Source organism: Arthrobacter sp. Z4-13, from assembly GCF_054792705.1.
In genome coordinates this window covers 170,888-186,835 of the sequence record NZ_CP096459.1, presented here as the reverse complement: position 1 = coordinate 186,835, position 15,948 = coordinate 170,888, and the positions used below count along the sequence as shown (strand labels likewise).

General features: G+C 66.1%; 17 protein-coding genes. 3 read left to right on the top strand and 14 right to left on the bottom strand.

Translation table 11 applies throughout. The annotated features are described in order from the left end of the window. Nucleotides 1–24: 24 nt before the first annotated feature. A complete protein-coding gene (locus M1E07_RS02720) occupies nt 25–1,527 on the bottom strand; it encodes an amino acid permease (RefSeq protein ID WP_461188768.1) in 1,503 nt (500 codons plus the stop codon). A gap of 227 nt (nt 1,528–1,754) precedes the next feature. Here M1E07_RS02720 and M1E07_RS02715 point away from each other — a divergent pair, with 227 nt between their 5' ends. Next, nucleotides 1,755–2,423, top strand: coding sequence for a TetR/AcrR family transcriptional regulator (locus M1E07_RS02715; protein ID WP_461188767.1), 669 nt, complete (start codon nt 1,755–1,757; stop codon nt 2,421–2,423). 72 nt (nt 2,424–2,495) lie between these two features. Then, the gene (locus M1E07_RS02710) at nt 2,496–3,332 is read left to right on the top strand and encodes an alpha/beta fold hydrolase (RefSeq protein WP_461188766.1); all 837 of its coding nucleotides are present in this window, start codon (nt 2,496–2,498) and stop codon (nt 3,330–3,332) included. A gap of 66 nt (nt 3,333–3,398) precedes the next feature. Here the strand turns inward: M1E07_RS02710 and M1E07_RS02705 are convergent, their stop codons facing one another. The 3 genes from M1E07_RS02705 to M1E07_RS02695 form a co-directional block, all read right to left on the bottom strand. After that, nucleotides 3,399–4,877: a DHA2 family efflux MFS transporter permease subunit gene (locus tag M1E07_RS02705; RefSeq protein WP_461188765.1), complete on the bottom strand. Its 1,479-nt coding sequence runs from the start codon at nt 4,875–4,877 to the stop codon at nt 3,399–3,401. A 166-nt stretch (nt 4,878–5,043) separates the two neighbouring features. Further along, nucleotides 5,044–5,610, bottom strand: coding sequence for a type 1 glutamine amidotransferase domain-containing protein (locus M1E07_RS02700; protein ID WP_461188764.1), 567 nt, complete (start codon nt 5,608–5,610; stop codon nt 5,044–5,046). A gap of 146 nt (nt 5,611–5,756) precedes the next feature. Next, nucleotides 5,757–6,347 carry a TetR/AcrR family transcriptional regulator gene (locus M1E07_RS02695; RefSeq protein WP_461190468.1) on the bottom strand — a complete coding sequence of 197 codons (591 nt, stop codon included), beginning with the start codon at nt 6,345–6,347 and terminating at the stop codon, nt 5,757–5,759. A 212-nt stretch (nt 6,348–6,559) separates the two neighbouring features. On the opposite strand from M1E07_RS02695, the gene M1E07_RS02690 reads away from it, so the two are divergent. Then, complete coding sequence (locus M1E07_RS02690; RefSeq protein ID WP_461188763.1) at nt 6,560–6,826, top strand: hypothetical protein; 267 nt, start codon at nt 6,560–6,562, stop codon at nt 6,824–6,826. A 30-nt stretch (nt 6,827–6,856) separates the two neighbouring features. Here M1E07_RS02690 and panC read toward each other — a convergent pair whose 3' ends face one another. Genes panC through ftsH form a run of 10 tightly spaced genes read right to left on the bottom strand, consistent with a single transcriptional unit; the run spans nt 6,857 to nt 15,881 of the window. Then, complete coding sequence (gene panC / locus M1E07_RS02685; protein WP_461188762.1) at nt 6,857–7,774, bottom strand: pantoate--beta-alanine ligase; 918 nt, start codon at nt 7,772–7,774, stop codon at nt 6,857–6,859. Nucleotides 7,775–7,776: 2 nt separating this feature from the next. After that, nucleotides 7,777–8,670 (bottom strand): Rossmann-like and DUF2520 domain-containing protein, encoded by an 894-nt coding sequence (locus M1E07_RS02680; RefSeq protein ID WP_461188761.1) that lies wholly within the window; start codon nt 8,668–8,670, stop codon nt 7,777–7,779. Continuing rightward, on the bottom strand, nt 8,663–10,255 hold the full coding sequence (locus M1E07_RS02675; protein ID WP_461188760.1) for a PH domain-containing protein: 1,593 nt from the start codon (nt 10,253–10,255) through the stop codon (nt 8,663–8,665). The genes M1E07_RS02680 and M1E07_RS02675 overlap by 8 nt, the downstream gene beginning before the upstream one ends. Further along, a complete protein-coding gene (locus M1E07_RS02670; protein WP_461188759.1) occupies nt 10,252–10,764 on the bottom strand; it encodes a PH domain-containing protein in 513 nt (170 codons plus the stop codon). The genes M1E07_RS02675 and M1E07_RS02670 overlap by 4 nt, the downstream gene beginning before the upstream one ends. Then, entirely contained in the window at nt 10,745–11,293 is a 549-nt protein-coding gene (locus tag M1E07_RS02665; RefSeq protein ID WP_461188758.1) for a DUF3180 domain-containing protein, read from the bottom strand. The genes M1E07_RS02670 and M1E07_RS02665 overlap by 20 nt, the downstream gene beginning before the upstream one ends. Then, the gene (gene folK, locus M1E07_RS02660) at nt 11,290–11,835 is read right to left on the bottom strand and encodes a 2-amino-4-hydroxy-6-hydroxymethyldihydropteridine diphosphokinase (RefSeq protein ID WP_461188757.1); all 546 of its coding nucleotides are present in this window, start codon (nt 11,833–11,835) and stop codon (nt 11,290–11,292) included. The genes M1E07_RS02665 and folK overlap by 4 nt, the downstream gene beginning before the upstream one ends. Next, a complete protein-coding gene (folB, locus tag M1E07_RS02655) occupies nt 11,832–12,224 on the bottom strand; it encodes a dihydroneopterin aldolase (RefSeq protein ID WP_461188756.1) in 393 nt (130 codons plus the stop codon). Before folB ends, folK begins: the two co-directional genes overlap by 4 nt. An 8-nt stretch (nt 12,225–12,232) precedes the next feature. After that, entirely contained in the window at nt 12,233–13,153 is a 921-nt protein-coding gene (gene folP, locus M1E07_RS02650; RefSeq protein WP_461188755.1) for a dihydropteroate synthase, read from the bottom strand. Nucleotides 13,154–13,163: 10 nt separating this feature from the next. Next, complete coding sequence (gene folE / locus M1E07_RS02645; protein ID WP_461188754.1) at nt 13,164–13,808, bottom strand: GTP cyclohydrolase I FolE; 645 nt, start codon at nt 13,806–13,808, stop codon at nt 13,164–13,166. A 9-nt stretch (nt 13,809–13,817) separates the two neighbouring features. After that, nucleotides 13,818–15,881 (bottom strand): ATP-dependent zinc metalloprotease FtsH, encoded by a 2,064-nt coding sequence (gene ftsH / locus M1E07_RS02640; RefSeq protein ID WP_461188753.1) that lies wholly within the window; start codon nt 15,879–15,881, stop codon nt 13,818–13,820. Nucleotides 15,882–15,948: the final 67 nt, after the last annotated feature.

Sequence of the window (15,948 nt, the reverse complement as noted above, 5' to 3'; positions counted from 1 at the left end):
TGTTGCTGTGGAAGCTTTGTGGGCTCAATCGTTGGCGGCCAAATTCCGGCGCCGGACCCAGAGGCCCAGGAGCAGGACCACGGTCACCATGAGCGGTGCGGAGTAGAGGAGGATTCCGTTTTCGCCGGAGGGGTCGTATACCTCTGGCCGGGGCCAGGCAAGGTTGACCACCATCAGGGCCCCGTAGAGGACGGCCAGGATGTTGACGGGCAACCCCCAGCGCCCGAGCGAGAAGAGTCCCGCCGGAAGGGTCTGGCCCACGCGGTCCCAGTCCCCCCGAAGCCGGTTCAGGAGCTGCGGGACGGTGACCAGCAGGTAGGCGAGGTAGACCATCACGATGCAGACGCTGGTCAGGGTGGTGAACAGGGCCGCGTTGCCGACGTTGATGGCCAGCACGCCTACTGCCAGGGCTCCGATCACGATTGAGGGCCACATGGGCGTCCCGCGGGTGGGGTGGACGGAAGACAGCAGCGCCGAGGCGGGAAGTTTGCCGTCGCGGGCCATGGAGAAGACCAGGCGGGAACCGGCCGTCTGGATGGCCAGGGTGCACACGAAGATGGCGATGGCCACGTCCACCAGCAGCACCTTGCCCCAGAAGGTGCCCAGGACTGCGGTGAGGACGTAGGGCAGGCCTTCGGTGGCGAGCCGGCCGTCGTCGAGGCTGGGTGCAGCCATCAGCGCGGTGATGATCATCAGTGCGCCGCCGAGGCCGGAGATGAGCAGGGCGGAAAGAATGGTCCGCGGAGCTGTCCGGCGCGGGTCCTTGGTCTCTTCGGAAAGCTCACCGGCCGAGTTGAAGCCCACCATGACGTAGGCCGCCATCAGGCCGGAGACCAGGAAGGCACCCACTGCGCCAAGGTCCGAGCCCTGCAGCACGGTGGTGTCCGCAACAACCTCCGGCCCGCGCTGGGCGGCGCTGATGAGTGCCAGGATGACGGCAACAACGCCGACGATCTCGCACGTGACGCCGACGGAGTTCACGTGGGCCATGAGCTTGACGCCCAGTGAGTTGATGATGGTGGTGGCCACCAGGAGCACGGCACCGAGGATCACCGCGTTGGCCGCTCCGGTCACGGTGTTGAGGGCAGGATCTCCGCCCACTACCTGGAAGCCGCCCCACAGCTGGGGCAGCACCACCTGCAGGGCGATGGCCGCGGCTGCAGCAGTAACCACCTGGGCGATGGCCATGAACCATCCGGCGAACCAGCCCACGCCCTCGCCGCCAACGCGGCGGGCCCACTGGTACACAGCCCCCGAAAGCGGGTAACGGGCAGCAAGTTCCGCGAAGTTCAGGGCAACGAGCAGCTGGCCCACCAGCACAACCGGCCAGGTCCAAAAGAAGGCCGGGCCTGCAAATGAGTAGCCGAAGGCGAACAGCTGGAAGATGGTGGTGAGGATGGACACGAAGGAAAAGCCTGCGGCGAAGGAAGCGTAGCGGCCGAGTTTCCGGTGCAGGGTGGGCTCGTAGCCAAGGGACGTCAGATCCGCATCGTCCGCATGGACGGTGGGAAGAACGGTTGAAGTCATCGGATTCTCCGGGGGCTGGAATGGCATCTGGATCGAGCTTCCCGGCAGTGCAGCACTCGGCCGATGGCTGCGGAATACCGGTCAATTGATAGTTTTCCAGCGCGATGTCCCCAACGAGTTTCGCGTCTGTAAAAGGCACATAGACATCTTGTTTCCGCTGTATTTCCGTCCCCTCACCGTCCAGTTCGGTGCTCTGGCGGCCAGAAGGAGGGTGCAAGAATGATGCGGTGACTTCAGCCGGACCAGGGAGACCCCGCAGCCAACAGCCCTCCAGGCCCGGGGCCACCGCGCGTGACGAAATCCTGGACGCGGCGGCCGAGCTTTTCACCACCCAAGGGTTCGCCAACACGTCCACCCGCTCCATTGCGGATGCTGTGGGGATCAGGCAGTCGTCGCTCTATCACCACTTCAAGACCAAGGACGACATCCTCGAGGACCTGCTGGAGGGCACCGTGCTGGGCGGGTTGAAGTTTGCGCGCGCGGTGGCGGCGCTGCCAACTGAAGGGCCGGCCGGAAGCCGCCTCCACGCCGTCGCGCTCTACGACGGAACGCAATTGTGCAGTGCCCGCTGGAACCTCGGAGTCCTCTACCACCTGCCCGAGGCCCGCAGCGCGCGCTTCGGGCGTTTCCTCGCAAACCGGCAGGAGCTGCGCAACCTGTACCGGGAGCTGGGAGCGGCGCTGTCCCCCGAAGACCTTGCAGTCGCTTCAGGAGACGATCCGGGCGATCTTGCCTTCCGCCTTGTCGAATCCCTGATCAACCTTCGGGCTGACGGAATGGCGACCTCCGGTTCGCCGCTACAGGCGGCTGACGCAGGACTTATCCTCTGCGGGCTTGGCGGGGAGCTGGCGGCCATTCGCGAACAAAGCGCCGTGCTCATCCAAAGCCTCGGCTGACGCCCCCTGCAGTCTCCGGCCCCGGGCGGCGTCATGGTGCCCGCGTTCAGGATGCTCGGCTAGGCTCGGAACATGACGCGTGAGAACATCAGGACCCCCGACGGCGGCACGCTGGAGCTCTTCTCCACGGGTGCGGAGTTCGCTTCCGCCGGTTCGGGCGTTGTTATTGTCCCGCCCTCCATGGTGACCGCCGCGGACTACACGAAGTTCGCGCAGAAGCTCAGCGCAGCGCTGGGCCGTCCGGTCCACACCTTCAACCGCCGCGGCCGCGGTTCCTCATCGCCCCAGCCGGAGGACTACACCCTGGACGTGGATATCCGCGACCTGGATACCGTCATGAAGCACACCTCCAGCACGGACGTGTTCGGGCACAGCTTTGGCGGCGCCGTAGCCCTTCATGCCGCCCGCACGCTCCCGGTGGAACGGCTCGCTGTCTACGATCCCGCTGTCTCCGTAAACCACAGTGTCAAGGCCGACTGGACCACCGAGTACGAGCGCGCCGTCGCCGCCGGGGATGATGACCGCGCCCTCGCCGTGCTGCAGCGTGGCCTTGAAGCCGGCGGTGCGTTCTCGTCCCGCATGCCGCTCTCCATGCTGACCCTGGCCAACAAACTGACTGCCGCGACGTCAGAGGGCAAGCAGCAGCGGGAAATGATGAGGACCGGCGTCCGGGAGATCAAGGCGATCATCGCCGCGGACATGCCGGCCGAGCCGTTCCTGGAACTGCCGCTGGAAACGCTGATCGTGGTGGGCGAAAAGAGCCCGGCCTACTTCGGCGTGGCCTGCGGCCAGATCCACGACGTCCTCTCGGGCTCCAGCTACACCATCCTGCCGGGCCACGGGCACGACGGCGTTATCAAGGCGCCGGACAGGCTCATCAAGGAGCTCGCAGACTTTTACGCCGGCTGACCCAAGCAGGTAGCGCCAGGTGTCGTTTTGAGGGACCAAAACCACACCTGGCGCTACTCAGTTGGGTTAGTGCGCCGGGCCATGGCCCGGGCCGGCACCTTCGGTCTTGCGCATCATCGCTGAAAGTACGACGGCGGCGAGGGCTATGACGGTCGCCGTCAGGAAGGCGGCGCTCATCCCGGCGACGAGGCCCGACACCGCGGAAACAACAGCAAAGATTGACACCAGCAGGGCTGTGCCTGCGGCGCCTGCAACCTGCTGCGTGGTGCTCATGATTGCGGAACCGTGCGAGTAGAGGTGCGGCGGAAGCGGGTTAAGGCCGGTGGTGAACGCCGGGGTGAAGAGCAGCGCCAGGCCGAAACTCAGACCCACGTGAAGGGTGACGATCCACGCGATGGAGGTGCCGGCGTCGAGCATTGAGAACTGCCAAAGGGCCGCCACCATCAGGATGGAGCCGGTGACAGTAAGAGGCAGCGGGCCCACCTTGTCGAACAGCCGGCCGATGACCGGTCCCAGCAGGCCCATTGCCAGGCCGCCGGGAAGGAGTGCCAGGCCCGTCTCCAGGGAGCCCAGGCCGCGGACCTCCTGCAGGTACAGGGGCAGCAGGATGACTCCGCCGAACAGCGCCATCATGGCCACCACCATCAGCAGGACTGAAACGGTGAACATGCGGAAGTTGAACGCGCGCAGATCCAGCAGCGGAGCTTCGGCCTTCTGCAACTGCAGCTGGCGAAGGACGAAGGCAGTGATACCGGCAACGCCAATGACCAGCGCGGTGATTGCGGTGGCACCTGGGCCGGCCTGGCCGCCGTGGCCGCCGCCGATCTGGCTCAGTCCGTAGACCAGGCCGCCGAACGCCGGGACGGTGAGCACCACCGAGAGTGCATCAAGCTTTGTCTTTTCCGCTTCACCGATGTTGGTCAGGTACTTCCCGCCGATAGCGAGGGCGGCGAGGGCCACCGGGAGGACGAACACAAACATAAAGCGCCAGGTGAAGTGCTCAAGGATCAGCCCGGAAACCGTGGGGCCCATGGCCGGCGCGACTGAAATGGCGATGCTGACGTTGCCCATCACGGCGCCTCGCTTGGCCAGCGGAACCAGCGTCAGGATAGTGGTCATCAACAGTGGCAGCATGATGGCGGTGCCGCCGGCCTGGACGATGCGGGCGAGCAACAGGATCTCGAATCCGGGAGCCACGGCGGCCAGTGCAGTGCCGCCTGCAAAAAGCCCCATGGCCAGCATAAACACGGCGCGGGTGGACAGGCTCTGCAGGATGAACCCGGTGGTGGGGATGACCACGGCCATGGTGAGCATGAATCCGGTGGAGAGCCACTGGACCGTGGGAGCGTCCACCTGGAGCTCTACCATGAGCCGCTGCAGGGCGACGTTCATGATGGTCTCGTTGAGGATCACCACAAACGTCGCCACCAGCAGCGTGCTGATGACGGTCACCGATTCGCGGGACATCTTCTCCGGGGCGGCGGGCTTGGTTCCGGGAGCTTGCACGGACTGGCCGCTGGCGTTCGGAGAGACTTCGGTAGACATGCGTGTTCCCTCAGGGAGTTGTGGAAGTGAGTGGTGCGCGGTCAATGCCGCTGCAGTCTCCAACACTCTACCGCTTGGAGTAATTCCGCCGCGCTGGATTTTTCTTGAACCCTGAGGGAACAGTGCGGGTCTGAAGGGGCGGCCGTGGCCGCCCCCGCCAAGCTGCCTAGGCCGTTTGGCCGGCGTGCTGGCCCTCCGAAATTTCTTCCACCATCTTGCTGTTGAAGGCCGGGAGGTCATCCGGGTTGCGGCTGGTGACCAGGCCCTGGTCCACCACCACTTCCTCGTCGGTCCAGTTGGCGCCGGCATTCTTCAGGTCCGTCTGAAGGGTGTGGTAGGACGTGAGGTTCCGTCCGCGCACCACGCCGGCCTCAATGAGCAGCCACGGTCCGTGGCAGATGGATGCCACCGGCTTGTGCTGTTCGAAGAAGCGCCTGGTGAAGCTCTGGGCGTCCTTGTCCACGCGGAGGTGGTCTGCGTTAACAACGCCGCCAGGGAGCACCAGCGCGTCGAAGTCCGAGGCGTTCGCCTCTGCGACCGTCAGGTCGACGTCGAACGTATCGCCCTTTTCGGTCCCCTCGAATCCCTGCAGCTTGCCGCTCTTCAGCGCCACCAGGGTGGGCTGGCCACCGGCGTCCTTGACTGCCTGCCATGGGCTGGTGAGCTCAACCTGCTCCACGCCGTCGGTCAAAAGGAATGCGACCTTCTTGCCTGCGATGTTGTGTTCTGACATTCTTCCTCCTCGCTTGAGGCGGATTCCCATTACACCTCGGGCGCGCCGGGACCGCTTCGAGAGTTGTTTGCCTGACAGGATCCAGCCTAGGAAGGACGAAAGTAATAAGCAAGCTGAGTATTTCGGGGTGCAAGCCGTTCGGTTGACTAGCTTCGGTGGTGCTCAATCAGCCAGCCGGCCATCTGCTGGGCGCGTTTGGCCGCCTGCATGTCGCCCTCGGTGGCAGAGATGATGGACCCCTTCATCAGGATGTGCCAGGACCGTGCGAACTCCCCTGGCCGCTGAAGCCCGGCTTCCTCAGCCAGTGCCTGCACATGCCCGCGGATCCTGGCGAGGTAATCGATGCTCGCCTGACCCAGCGGATGGGCCGGTCCCATCTCCAGCAGGACATTGATGAACGAACAGGCCTCGAAATCCTCGCGCAGGAACCAGTCCCCGAAGACGTCGAAGATGGCCAGCAGCTGTTCTGTGGGCGTTTCTCCCCGGCGGCGCGCCTCCGAGACGATGGCGTCCACGGTCCACTGTTTGTCCCGCTGTTCGAGGAAGGCCAGGACCAGGGAGTCTTTGGACGGGAAGTGCCGGTAAAAAGTGGCCTTGGCTACCCCGGACCGTTCAATCAGCTCGTTGACGCCGACGTCCCGCACGCCCCGCCGTGAGAAAAGTTCGTAGGCCACGGCCATAATTTTGGAGACGGACTTCGCGGTGGTGCTTTCCGGAGCGGGTGCTTCGGCGACCATAGGTGAAGGAGCCGCCGCGGAAAGCGTGGCTGAAGGTTCGAGGCCCACCGCAGCCTGTGGGAATTCCGCTTCTGGGTTCATGGCATTTCCAGTTTACCGCCGCCGGGTAAAGACAGACCGGTCTGCCCACTGTAGTGTTTCTTCTAGCGCAGTGCTTACGACGCCGTAGAGGTCATCCACCGACCGCTTCGGCTTGGTGCAAGGAGGCCCCTATGTCAGCGGAGCGGATGTTTCAGAGCGTCCCCTCGGACCCTGACCCGTGGATGGCCACCGACACGCCTGCGGAGATTCGTCAGTTCGCCATCGAGTCCCTTCGGTGGCAGGCCCAGGAAATCATTGACGAAGTGCTGTGCAGGGAGGAACCGGCCGAGGAGCTGGTCAGGGCGAGGCTGCGCCGCTGCGTCGCCAGGCATCCAGGGGCACCGGAGCGGGCGCTTCTCGAACAGTTGACGTTCAACCGGGAACGGCCAGGAATCTAGGTACAGGCTTTAGGGCCGTTCACCGGGCGGCTACGAACTCAGGGGCATGTTGTCTATCAACCGGACCGGTCCCACCTTGGCAGCAATGAGTGCCAGCGCTTCCCCGCGGAACGGAGTCTCGCGGCAGTTTTCGGCCAACGGCTCCAGGGTGTCCGGATCCACCACATCAAAGTAATCCAAAGCCACCAGCGGCTGGGACTCCACCATCGCCTGCGCCGACTCCAGGTCCAGGGGTTCGCGGGATCGTGCCCGCCCCTCCAGCAAACGCAACGCGCGGGACAGCACCAGCGCGGCCTCCCTTTCGTCCTCGTCCAGGAAGCGGTTGCGGCTGGACAGCGCCAGCCCGTCCTCCGCACGAACGGTAGGCACAGCGACGATTTCAACCGGGAAATTCAGGTCCGCCACCATCCGCCGGACCAGCGCCAGCTGCTGGGCGTCCTTCTGGCCGAAATAGGCGCGGTAGGCAGGCAGCCCACCCTGTGCCCTTCCGGAAGCCGGCAGCCCAGACCCCGGGATTCCATAGTGCAGCAGCTTCGCCACAACCGTCAGGGCGCCGTCGAAGTGGCCCGGCCGTGACGCACCCTCCCACTTGTCACCGAGGAGCCCGGAGGTGACGCGCACCAGCGGCTCACCGCCCGGGTACACCTCGTCCACGGACGGGGCAAAGACCAGGTCCACGCCCTGTTCTTCCAGCAGGGCAGCATCAGCGTCCAGGGTCCGCGGGTAGCGGTCCAGGTCCGTCGCGTCGCCGAACTGCAGCGGGTTGACGAAGATGCTGGCCACCACAACGTCGTTTTGTTCGACGGCGGTGCGGGCCAGGGCGGCATGCCCTTCGTGGAGCGCTCCCATGGTGGGGACGAGGCCCTGCGAAGTGCCGCCTTTCAGCGTCAGCAACCGGGCGCTCTCCGCGTGCAGGTCAGCAACAGTAGTCACGATTTTGATGGGCATCTTCAGTCTTCCTCCGGTTCCAGGGCCCTGCGCAGCTCCCCCAACTGGTTCGGCTTCAGCAGTCCGCGGCCCTCGGCGCGCAGGGCTGTGGCACGCGCCATTGCCAGGTAAGCCGCGAGCACATCGCCGTGCCCGCCGGCGTCGAACTCCCGCAGTGCCTCGGCGTGTGCTTTCACCGTTCCAGTGTCGCCGCGGGCCACGGGTCCGGTGAGGGCGGACTCGCCGGAGGCCAGCGCGTTCTCAAGGGTTGCCCGCAACAGCGGACCCAGCATCCGTTCCGGCGCCGCCACCCCAACCTCACGAAGCAGCTCGGACGCCTGCGCCACGAGGGTGACGAGGTGGTTGGAACCGTGCGCCAAGGCTGCGTGGTACAGCGTCCGGTCCGCCTCCATGATGGCCACCGGCTCCGCCCCCATCTCCACCACCAATGCCTGCGCGATGGGCAGCATGGCCGCGTCCGCGGTGACGCCGAACGTGCAGTCCAGGAGGCGTGTCAGGTCAAGGCTCATCCCGGTGAACGTCATCGCCGGATGCAGGGCCAGCGGCACCGCCCCCGCGGCACGCACCGGATGCAGCACCCCCACCCCGAACCGGCCGGACGTGTGCGCCACGAGTTGGCCCGGCTGCCAGGCACCCAGTTTCGCGAGGCCGTCCACCAGGCCGGGCAGGGCGTCATCGGGCACTGCCAGCAGCACCAGCTCGGAGCGCTCCACAATCTCCTGGACCTCCAGGATGGGCACGCCGGGGAGCAGCGTCTCGGCCCGTTCACGGCTTGCTTCGGAAACGGCTGAGACTCCGACGACGGCGTGTTCAGCCGCGCGCAGTGCTGCGCCGAGCACGGCGCCCACCTTGCCGGCACCGACGATTCCGACGCCGAGGCGTCCGGGTTTAGCCATGCTGCTGGCCTTCCTGCGTTGTGGTGGCCCGGGCGGGGCCAGAGGTGGCGCCCGGGGTTTCGACAGGCTCAACCACCTGGGCACCTGGTGCCACCTGGGCGAGCCACTGTTCGGTGGTTTGCCGCTTCCGAGCCAGCCGGGCGCGGGCAGACTGTGCATCGAAAAGCGCCAGCGCCTGCCCCACGCCTGCCTGCCGAAGGCGCGGCACGACGGGCCCGGCGGTGGTGTGCAGCACCAGGTCGGCCACCTCGAACCGGCGCGCCAGCGGGCCCTGGTGCAAGGCCATGGACTGGGTCCGTTGGTGCGGCACTACCACGAGTTCGCGCCACCAGCGGCCGGAGCGGATCAGCAGGGCGGTACCGGTGGCGGAGAATCCGTTCCGCCGCCATCCCAGCGGCGCCAGGAGGCGGGCCCGGCGCGGAGTGGTGACGAATCCGCCGTCGGAATCCAGCCCGTGGAGGCCCGCACCAAACACAACGGCGGGCTGCGGCGTCCCGGGGTCCGGAAGCACCAGCGCGAGAATCGACATCACGTCCTCGAGCCTGCCCACGGGCAGGAGCGTGGTCCGTGCCGAGCCCTCGCCGGCACCCTCAAGGGCACCGTAGCCGGCCACATTGACCTGGATCCGATACCAGCCCAGCGCCCGCCACATTGGCGGTTGCGCTACTTTGAGAGCCTGGATGCGGCCGGGCGGAAGGGTTTGCGCCTGCGTATCCAGCAGTCCGTAGCGGAGCCGGATGCCATCGGGCGAGATTGCCGCGGTGAAGTTGTACCCCTTGTTGAACAGGCCCCAGTAGCTGGCCGCCAGGCCAAGGGCGGCCGGGATCAGGTAGAAGTAGAAGGCGGCGTTTCCGGTGGTGGCGGAAAGGACCACTGCACTCACCGCGCCCGCCACCACAAAAATGCTCTGCTCGCTGAGCAGCAGGGAACCGACAAGGCGCGACGGCGGCACGGACAGTACCGGAAATTCCGGCGCCTCGGGTGCCGGCTCCTCGGGGCGCGACGGGTCCAGGGGCACCCCGGCGGCCCGTGCCAGGATGGTGGCCCGGAGCTGCCGGGCATCGTCCATCTTCAGGTAGGCCAGCCGGACGGCCGACTCTCCGGCATCGGCCACCTCGAACTTGAGCTCGGCCAGGCCGAAGATCCGGGCCAGCAGGGGCTGCACGATGTCGATGGCCTGTACGCGGTCCAGCCGCGCCTGGCGCTGCTGCCGGAAGATAAACCCGGTGTTGACCCGGACGTAGCCACCTGACACCTGGTACTTGGTGAAGTACCAGGTGAGGATGAAGCCCAGCACCGCGATGAGCAGCAGCACTCCGCCCCCGGCCAGCAGCAAAGGCGCCCGGCCGGCAAATCCGTCCTCCAGGATGGGCCGGCCCTGCAGCGCCCGCTCGAAGACGTCCCGGCCGAAGAAGAACCCGATGGCCGCCAGGGCCACCCAGCCACGCACGAAAGGCGACGCCGGGTGCACGCGCAGCCATTCGCCGTCGGCAGCGGTGCCTGGCAAAGGGTTTGGGGCAGCGCCCTCGGAAGCAGGGGCAGTGACAGGGCCCCCCGGTTCCGGACGCGGCCCCTCTGCCGTCACAGTCCTGCCAGCCTGGCTTCGCCCCGGGCCGCGAGCTGCTCACGCAGCCGCGCGCCCTCGGCCCCGGGCAGCCCGGGGATCTGGGCATTGGTGCCGGGCGAGGCCGTGTGCAGCTTCAGGGAGCAGAGGCCGAGCCCGCGTTCCACGGGACCTACTCCGATATCCACGTACTGCATCCGGCCGTAGGGAACGGCCATGGTGCGCTGGAAGAAGATACCCGTCCTGATGAGGAGATCGTCGTCCCGCTCGGCGTACCCTATGGCCCGTACCTGGCGCGGAATCAGCACCAGCCGCCAAATGGCGAGCACCATCGCCGCGGCCGGCACGGCGACGGCCAGCCACAGCGGCGGCCAGGCCCAGACGTCCAGGAGGACAAACAGCAGGGGCAGGGACAGGACAAGCACCGTGATGAGGTTCCCCAGCGCCCACTGGACCAGCCGGACCGTGATGTATTTGGGTGACACCCGCTGCCAGACGATTCCCGGCGGGTCAATCGCCTCGGTATGCATATTCGCCTTCCCCTGCGGCTTCTCCGCGTACCGCGCGGCCCGGTTTGCCGTCTGCGCCGTTGGTGTCGCCGTCCTCAGGCGGGATCCTGCAGAAGCGTTCAACCAGCAGGCCCACCACGATCATCACCAGTCCGCCGCCGGCCATGGCCAGCGCCAGCCACGTGATGCCCTGGTTGCTGCGCAGGCTCCAGATCCTCAGCTGGTCCAGGAAGATCCCCACGTGCCAGCCGAGCAGGACCGTCCCTGCATAGGCGCAGGCCTGGGCCAGCACCAGTGTCCGTGCTGCCAGGAGCGGATCGAGTGCCCTTTTCTCTTTGGTGCTGTTGGGCTTGATGCTGTTGCGCCACCGAAGAACCCTGATGCCGAGGACCAAAGTGATGACAACTATGACGGCCATGGTGGCCAGCGCCGTGAGCGGAAGGACCGGGGTGGCCATGCTGTAACGGCTGGTCACTACGGTGGCGGACCAGCCCGCAACGGCCAGGATGAAACCGATCAGCAGGAGGCGCAGCGGATTGAGGGGTTTCATCGCTCCTCCACCGCCCCCGCAGTGGGCAGGCCGTCGAACTCACCAAAGCCGTCGAAAAGGGCAAGGTCGCCGAAGTCCTCCGCCCGCGCGGCCAGGGCGCTGATGCGTTCACCATTCAGGGTGGCGGCCGGCTCGATGAGCGACCAGGGGTAAAGGACGAACGCGCGGCTGGCGGCGCGGGGATGCGGAAGGGTGAGGACAGGATCATCGCTGCGGAGGTCACCGTAAGTAATGATGTCGACGTCGAGCGTGCGCGGCCCCCAGCGCACCTCCCGCACGCGGTGGTGCTTGTTCTCCACTGACTGGCAGTGTTCCAGCAGTTCGTACGGGGTGAGGTTGGTTTCGACGGTGACCACCATGTTCAGGAAGTCCGGCTGGTTGGGAGGGCCCCCCACAGCCTTGGTCTGCACTATCGGCGAAACGGCGAGGAGCCGGATCTCGGGCGGGTCAACGAGGTCCGCAACCGCCTCAGTCAGGGTCTCGTTGCGTTCGCCCAGGTTGCTGCCCAGTGCCAGTACCACTTTGGAATAACCGGAGTTCATCGCGTCTCCCCCTGGACTGGTCCATCCCTGTTGTTGCGGGCACGGTGAACGCTGACGGCCACATCCCCGAAGGGCACCTCGATGGGGGCCTGGGGTTTGTGCACGGTGACGTCCACGGCGTGGAGCCGGAATTCGCTGAGCAGGCTGTCCGCGATCCGGACCGCCAGCGCCTCGATCAGGTTCAGCGGCTCCCCCGAGATCCATTCAGTAATACGCTGAGCCACTTCGCCATAGTGCGCGGTGTCCCGGACGTCATCGGATTCCGCCGCCTTGGCGAAGTCCAGATAAAGCACCGCATCCACAACAAAAGGCTGGCCCTCGCGGCGTTCAAAATCAAAGACACCATGATGGCCGACAGCGGTGACGCCGGTCAGCGTAATCCTGTCCATGGCCTGGCCTACTGGGTTGTTCTGGGCGTGGCCAGGCGCGCGGCAACCTTGACGGCGTCGAGGCTCGGGCCGACGTCGTGCACGCGAACAGCCCAGACACCCCGGGACGCGCTGATCGCAGTGATCGCAGCGGTAGCCGCGTCCCGCTCCTGAGGCGCGGCGGACTTGCCGGCCACCGTCAGCAGGGTGCCAAGGAACCGCTTGCGGGAGGCGCCCAAGAGGATCCTGTGGCCCAGGCTCTCCAGCTGGTCCAGGTTCTGCAGGAGCTCCCAGTTCTGGGCGTCATTCTTGGCGAACCCCAGACCCGGATCGATGATGATCTGTTCCTGGCTGACCCCGGCGGCGTAAAGCTTGTCCCGCACTCCCGCGAGCTCTGCCACTACTTCACCGGCCACATCCGTGTATTCGGCAAGGGAGTTCATGGTGCGGGCGTCGCCGCGGCGGTGCGTAAGGATGTAGGGGGCCTTGGACGAGGCCACGAGCTCGGCCATTTCCGGTTCCATGGTGAGGCCGGAGACGTCATTGATGATGGCGGCGCCGGCGTTCAGGGCAGCAGCGGCGGTGGACGCGTGGATGGTATCGATGCTGACCAAGGCACCGGCTTTCACCAGCGCCTTGATCACGGGGATCACGCGCTGCTGCTCTTCTTCGGGGCTGACGTCCTCAGCACCGGGACGGGTGGATTCGCCGCCGACGTCGATGATGTCCGCGCCGGCGTAGAACATCCGCAGGCCTGCGGCTATGGCGGTGTCCGCCGTCGCGTGCTGGCCGCCGTCGCTGAAGGAGTCCGGGGTGACGTTAACGATGCCCATGACCAGGGTCCGGCCGGTGGGCAGGTCTTCGAACCGTGCCGCCGGCCGCGGTTTGCGGAGGACAGGCAGTGGAGAGGTTGCGGGGCCGGTTCCCGGCGCTGCAGCTAGTGAATCCATGGTCTGATGATTACCTTCCGAGGATGAGGCTCATGGCTTCGGCACGGGTGGCCGGGTCATGAAGCTGCCCGCGGACCGCACTGGTGACGGTCTTCGCTCCGGGCTTGCGGATACCGCGCATGGACATGCACATGTGTTCGCATTCAACAACGACGATCGCGCCACGGGGTTTGAGGTGGGTGACCATCGCTTCGACGATTTCCGTGGTGAGGCGCTCCTGCACCTGCGGACGGCGGGCGTAGATGTCCACGAGCCGGGCCAGCTTGCTCAGCCCGGTGACCTTGCCGTCATGTGAGGGGATGTAGCCCACGTGGGCCACCCCGTGGAACGGCACCAGGTGGTGTTCGCAGGTGGAGTAGAAGGGAATGTCCTTGACCAGCACCAGTTCCTCATGGTCCAGGTCAAAGGTGGTGGACAGGACGTCGGCGGGGTCGTGGTGCAGCCCGGCAAACACCTCGGCGTAAGCCTTGGCCACCCGCTTTGGGGTGTCCACGAGGCCGCCGCGGTCCGGATCTTCTCCGATGGCCAGGAGAATCTCGCGGACGGCTGCCTCGATCCGGGGCCGGTCCACCTTCAGGTGTTTGGAGTGGTGGGCGCCGCCCTCCGCAGGGTGTCCGGCGGAGGGGGAAACGTCGTCGTCGTCGAAGTGGGTCACGTAAGAAGCTTAGCCGCGAAGGGCGTCAGGCCCCGAGTCGGGGATCCCTCCCTGGAACGGGGCGTCTTCCGGGACTCCCTGCGGATGCGGCGGCTGGGCGTCCAGCGGCTCATCCAGCCGCGCCCGCTTGGCTTCCTCCTGGGCCTCGCGTTCTGCCCTTTCCAGACGGGATTCCACCGGGCCGGCCTTCTGCACCGGACGGGTTTCCTTGGAGAGCCACACCTCGCGGAAATCGCGCTTGCGGATGTCACGGAAGATGTCGGCGATCTCGATCTGGTTCAGCGTCTCGCGTTCCAGCAGCTCGAGGGCCAGCCGGTCCAGGACTTCCCGGTTCTCGGTGAGGATGGCGTAGGCCTCGTCATGGGCCTGATCGATCAGCCGGCGTACTTCCTCATCCACCACGTAGGCGATCTGGTCCGAGTAATTGCGTTCGTGCCCGGCGTCGCGGCCCAGGAACGGCTCGCCGCCGCCCTGGCCCAGCCGGACCGCACCGACACGCTCGCTCATGCCGTATTCCGTGACCATCTTGCGGGCAGTGCCGGTGGCCTTCTCGATGTCGTTCGAGGCGCCGGTGGAGGGGTCGTGGAAAACGATTTCCTCGGCAACGCGCCCGCCCATGGCGTAGGCCATCTGGTCCAGCAGCTCGTTGCGCGTCACGGAGTACTTGTCGTTTTCCGGGACCACCATGGTGTAGCCGAGTGCCCGGCCGCGGGGAAGGATGGTGATCTTGGTGACCGGCGCGGAGTTCCGGAGCGCAGCCGCCACCAGGGCGTGCCCGCCTTCGTGGTACGCGGTGATCTTGCGCTCGTGTTCCTTCATCACGCGGCTGCGCTTCTGCGGGCCGGCCATCACACGGTCGATTGCCTCGTCCAGGGCGCGGTCATCGATCAGGTTCGCGTTGGAGCGGGCGGTAAGGAGGGCGGCCTCGTTGAGGACGTTCGCCAGGTCGGCGCCGGTGTATCCGGGGGTCTTTTTGGCGACGGCTTTGAGGTCCACGCCGGGCGCCATGGGCTTGCCCTTGGCGTGCACCTGCAGGATCTGGTCGCGGCCGATCAGGTCCGGCGCGTCCACACCGATCTGCCGGTCGAAGCGGCCCGGACGCAGCAGCGCGGGGTCCAGCACGTCCGGACGGTTGGTGGCGGCGATCAGGATGACGTTGGTTTTGACGTCGAAACCGTCCATCTCCACCAGGAGCTGGTTAAGGGTCTGCTCGCGTTCGTCATTGCCGCCGCCAATACCGGCACCGCGGTGGCGGCCGACGGCGTCAATCTCGTCCACGAAGATGATGGCCGGCGAGTTGGCCTTGGCCTGCTCGAAGAGGTCACGGACACGCGAAGCGCCCACACCGACGAACATCTCCACAAAGTCCGAGCCGGAGATGGAGAAGAAGGGAACGCCGGCCTCGCCTGCTACGGCGCGGGCCAGGAGCGTCTTGCCGGTACCCGGAGGACCGTACAGCAGCACGCCCTTGGGGATCTTGGCGCCAACCGCCTGGAACTTGGCCGGTTCCTGCAGGAATTCCTTAATCTCCTGCAGTTCTTCCACGGCTTCGTCGGAGCCTGCAACGTCAGCGAACGTCACCTGCGGCATGTCCTTGCTGACCATCTTGGCCTTGGACTTGCCGAACTGCATGATCTTGGAGCCGCCGCCCTGCATGCGGGTCATGAGGAACCAGAAGAGGGCGCCCAGCAGGATGACCGGGATCAGGAGGGAGAGCAGGCCGGAGAACCAGTTGCTTTCGATCGGCTGGTCCGTGTAGCCGCCGGTGGGAGCGGAAGCGGTGACGGCCCGGACAACGTCCTGGGCACGGGCGTCAACAAAGAAGAACTGGACGCTTTTGCCCTTGTCCTGCCCGTCTTGTTGGTAGTTTTCCTTCAGCACCAGGTCAACGCGGTTTTCACCGTCAAAGATCTTGGCCTGCTCGACGTTGTCGCCGGCAAGCAGTTCCAGGCCCTTGTCAGTGTCAATCCGTGCGGCACCGCCGGGAGCCAGCGTCGCAAAAGCCACCAGGAGCATGCCGATCACGACAACGATCCAGATGCCCGGGCCTTTGAAGAAGTTCTTAGCTTTCATCTGTTCGGGGGCTGGCCCCGTCCCTCCTGGTAGTGCTGCACGGCGAGTAGTCTGCGCGCGTGATGGT

Excerpts from the sequence above, each read along its gene's own strand:
- M1E07_RS02665 (WP_461188758.1), bottom strand. The coding sequence starts at position 11,293 with ATGAAACCCCTCAATCCGCTGCGCCTCCTGCTGATCGGTTTCATCCTG.
- M1E07_RS02705 (WP_461188765.1), bottom strand. The coding sequence starts at position 4,877 with ATGTCTACCGAAGTCTCTCCGAACGCCAGCGGCCAGTCCGTGCAAGCT.
- ftsH (WP_461188753.1), bottom strand. The coding sequence starts at position 15,881 with ATGAAAGCTAAGAACTTCTTCAAAGGCCCGGGCATCTGGATCGTTGTC.
- folP (WP_461188755.1), bottom strand. The coding sequence starts at position 13,153 with ATGGATTCACTAGCTGCAGCGCCGGGAACCGGCCCCGCAACCTCTCCA.
- M1E07_RS02690 (WP_461188763.1), top strand. The coding sequence starts at position 6,560 with ATGTCAGCGGAGCGGATGTTTCAGAGCGTCCCCTCGGACCCTGACCCG.
- M1E07_RS02710 (WP_461188766.1), top strand. The coding sequence starts at position 2,496 with ATGACGCGTGAGAACATCAGGACCCCCGACGGCGGCACGCTGGAGCTC.
- panC (WP_461188762.1), bottom strand. The coding sequence starts at position 7,774 with ATGCCCATCAAAATCGTGACTACTGTTGCTGACCTGCACGCGGAGAGC.
- M1E07_RS02695 (WP_461190468.1), bottom strand. The coding sequence starts at position 6,347 with ATGGTCGCCGAAGCACCCGCTCCGGAAAGCACCACCGCGAAGTCCGTC.
- M1E07_RS02700 (WP_461188764.1), bottom strand. The coding sequence starts at position 5,610 with ATGTCAGAACACAACATCGCAGGCAAGAAGGTCGCATTCCTTTTGACC.
- M1E07_RS02670 (WP_461188759.1), bottom strand. The coding sequence starts at position 10,764 with ATGCATACCGAGGCGATTGACCCGCCGGGAATCGTCTGGCAGCGGGTG.
- folB (WP_461188756.1), bottom strand. The coding sequence starts at position 12,224 with ATGGACAGGATTACGCTGACCGGCGTCACCGCTGTCGGCCATCATGGT.
- folK (WP_461188757.1), bottom strand. The coding sequence starts at position 11,835 with ATGAACTCCGGTTATTCCAAAGTGGTACTGGCACTGGGCAGCAACCTG.
- M1E07_RS02680 (WP_461188761.1), bottom strand. The coding sequence starts at position 8,670 with ATGGCTAAACCCGGACGCCTCGGCGTCGGAATCGTCGGTGCCGGCAAG.
- M1E07_RS02720 (WP_461188768.1), bottom strand. The coding sequence starts at position 1,527 with ATGACTTCAACCGTTCTTCCCACCGTCCATGCGGACGATGCGGATCTG.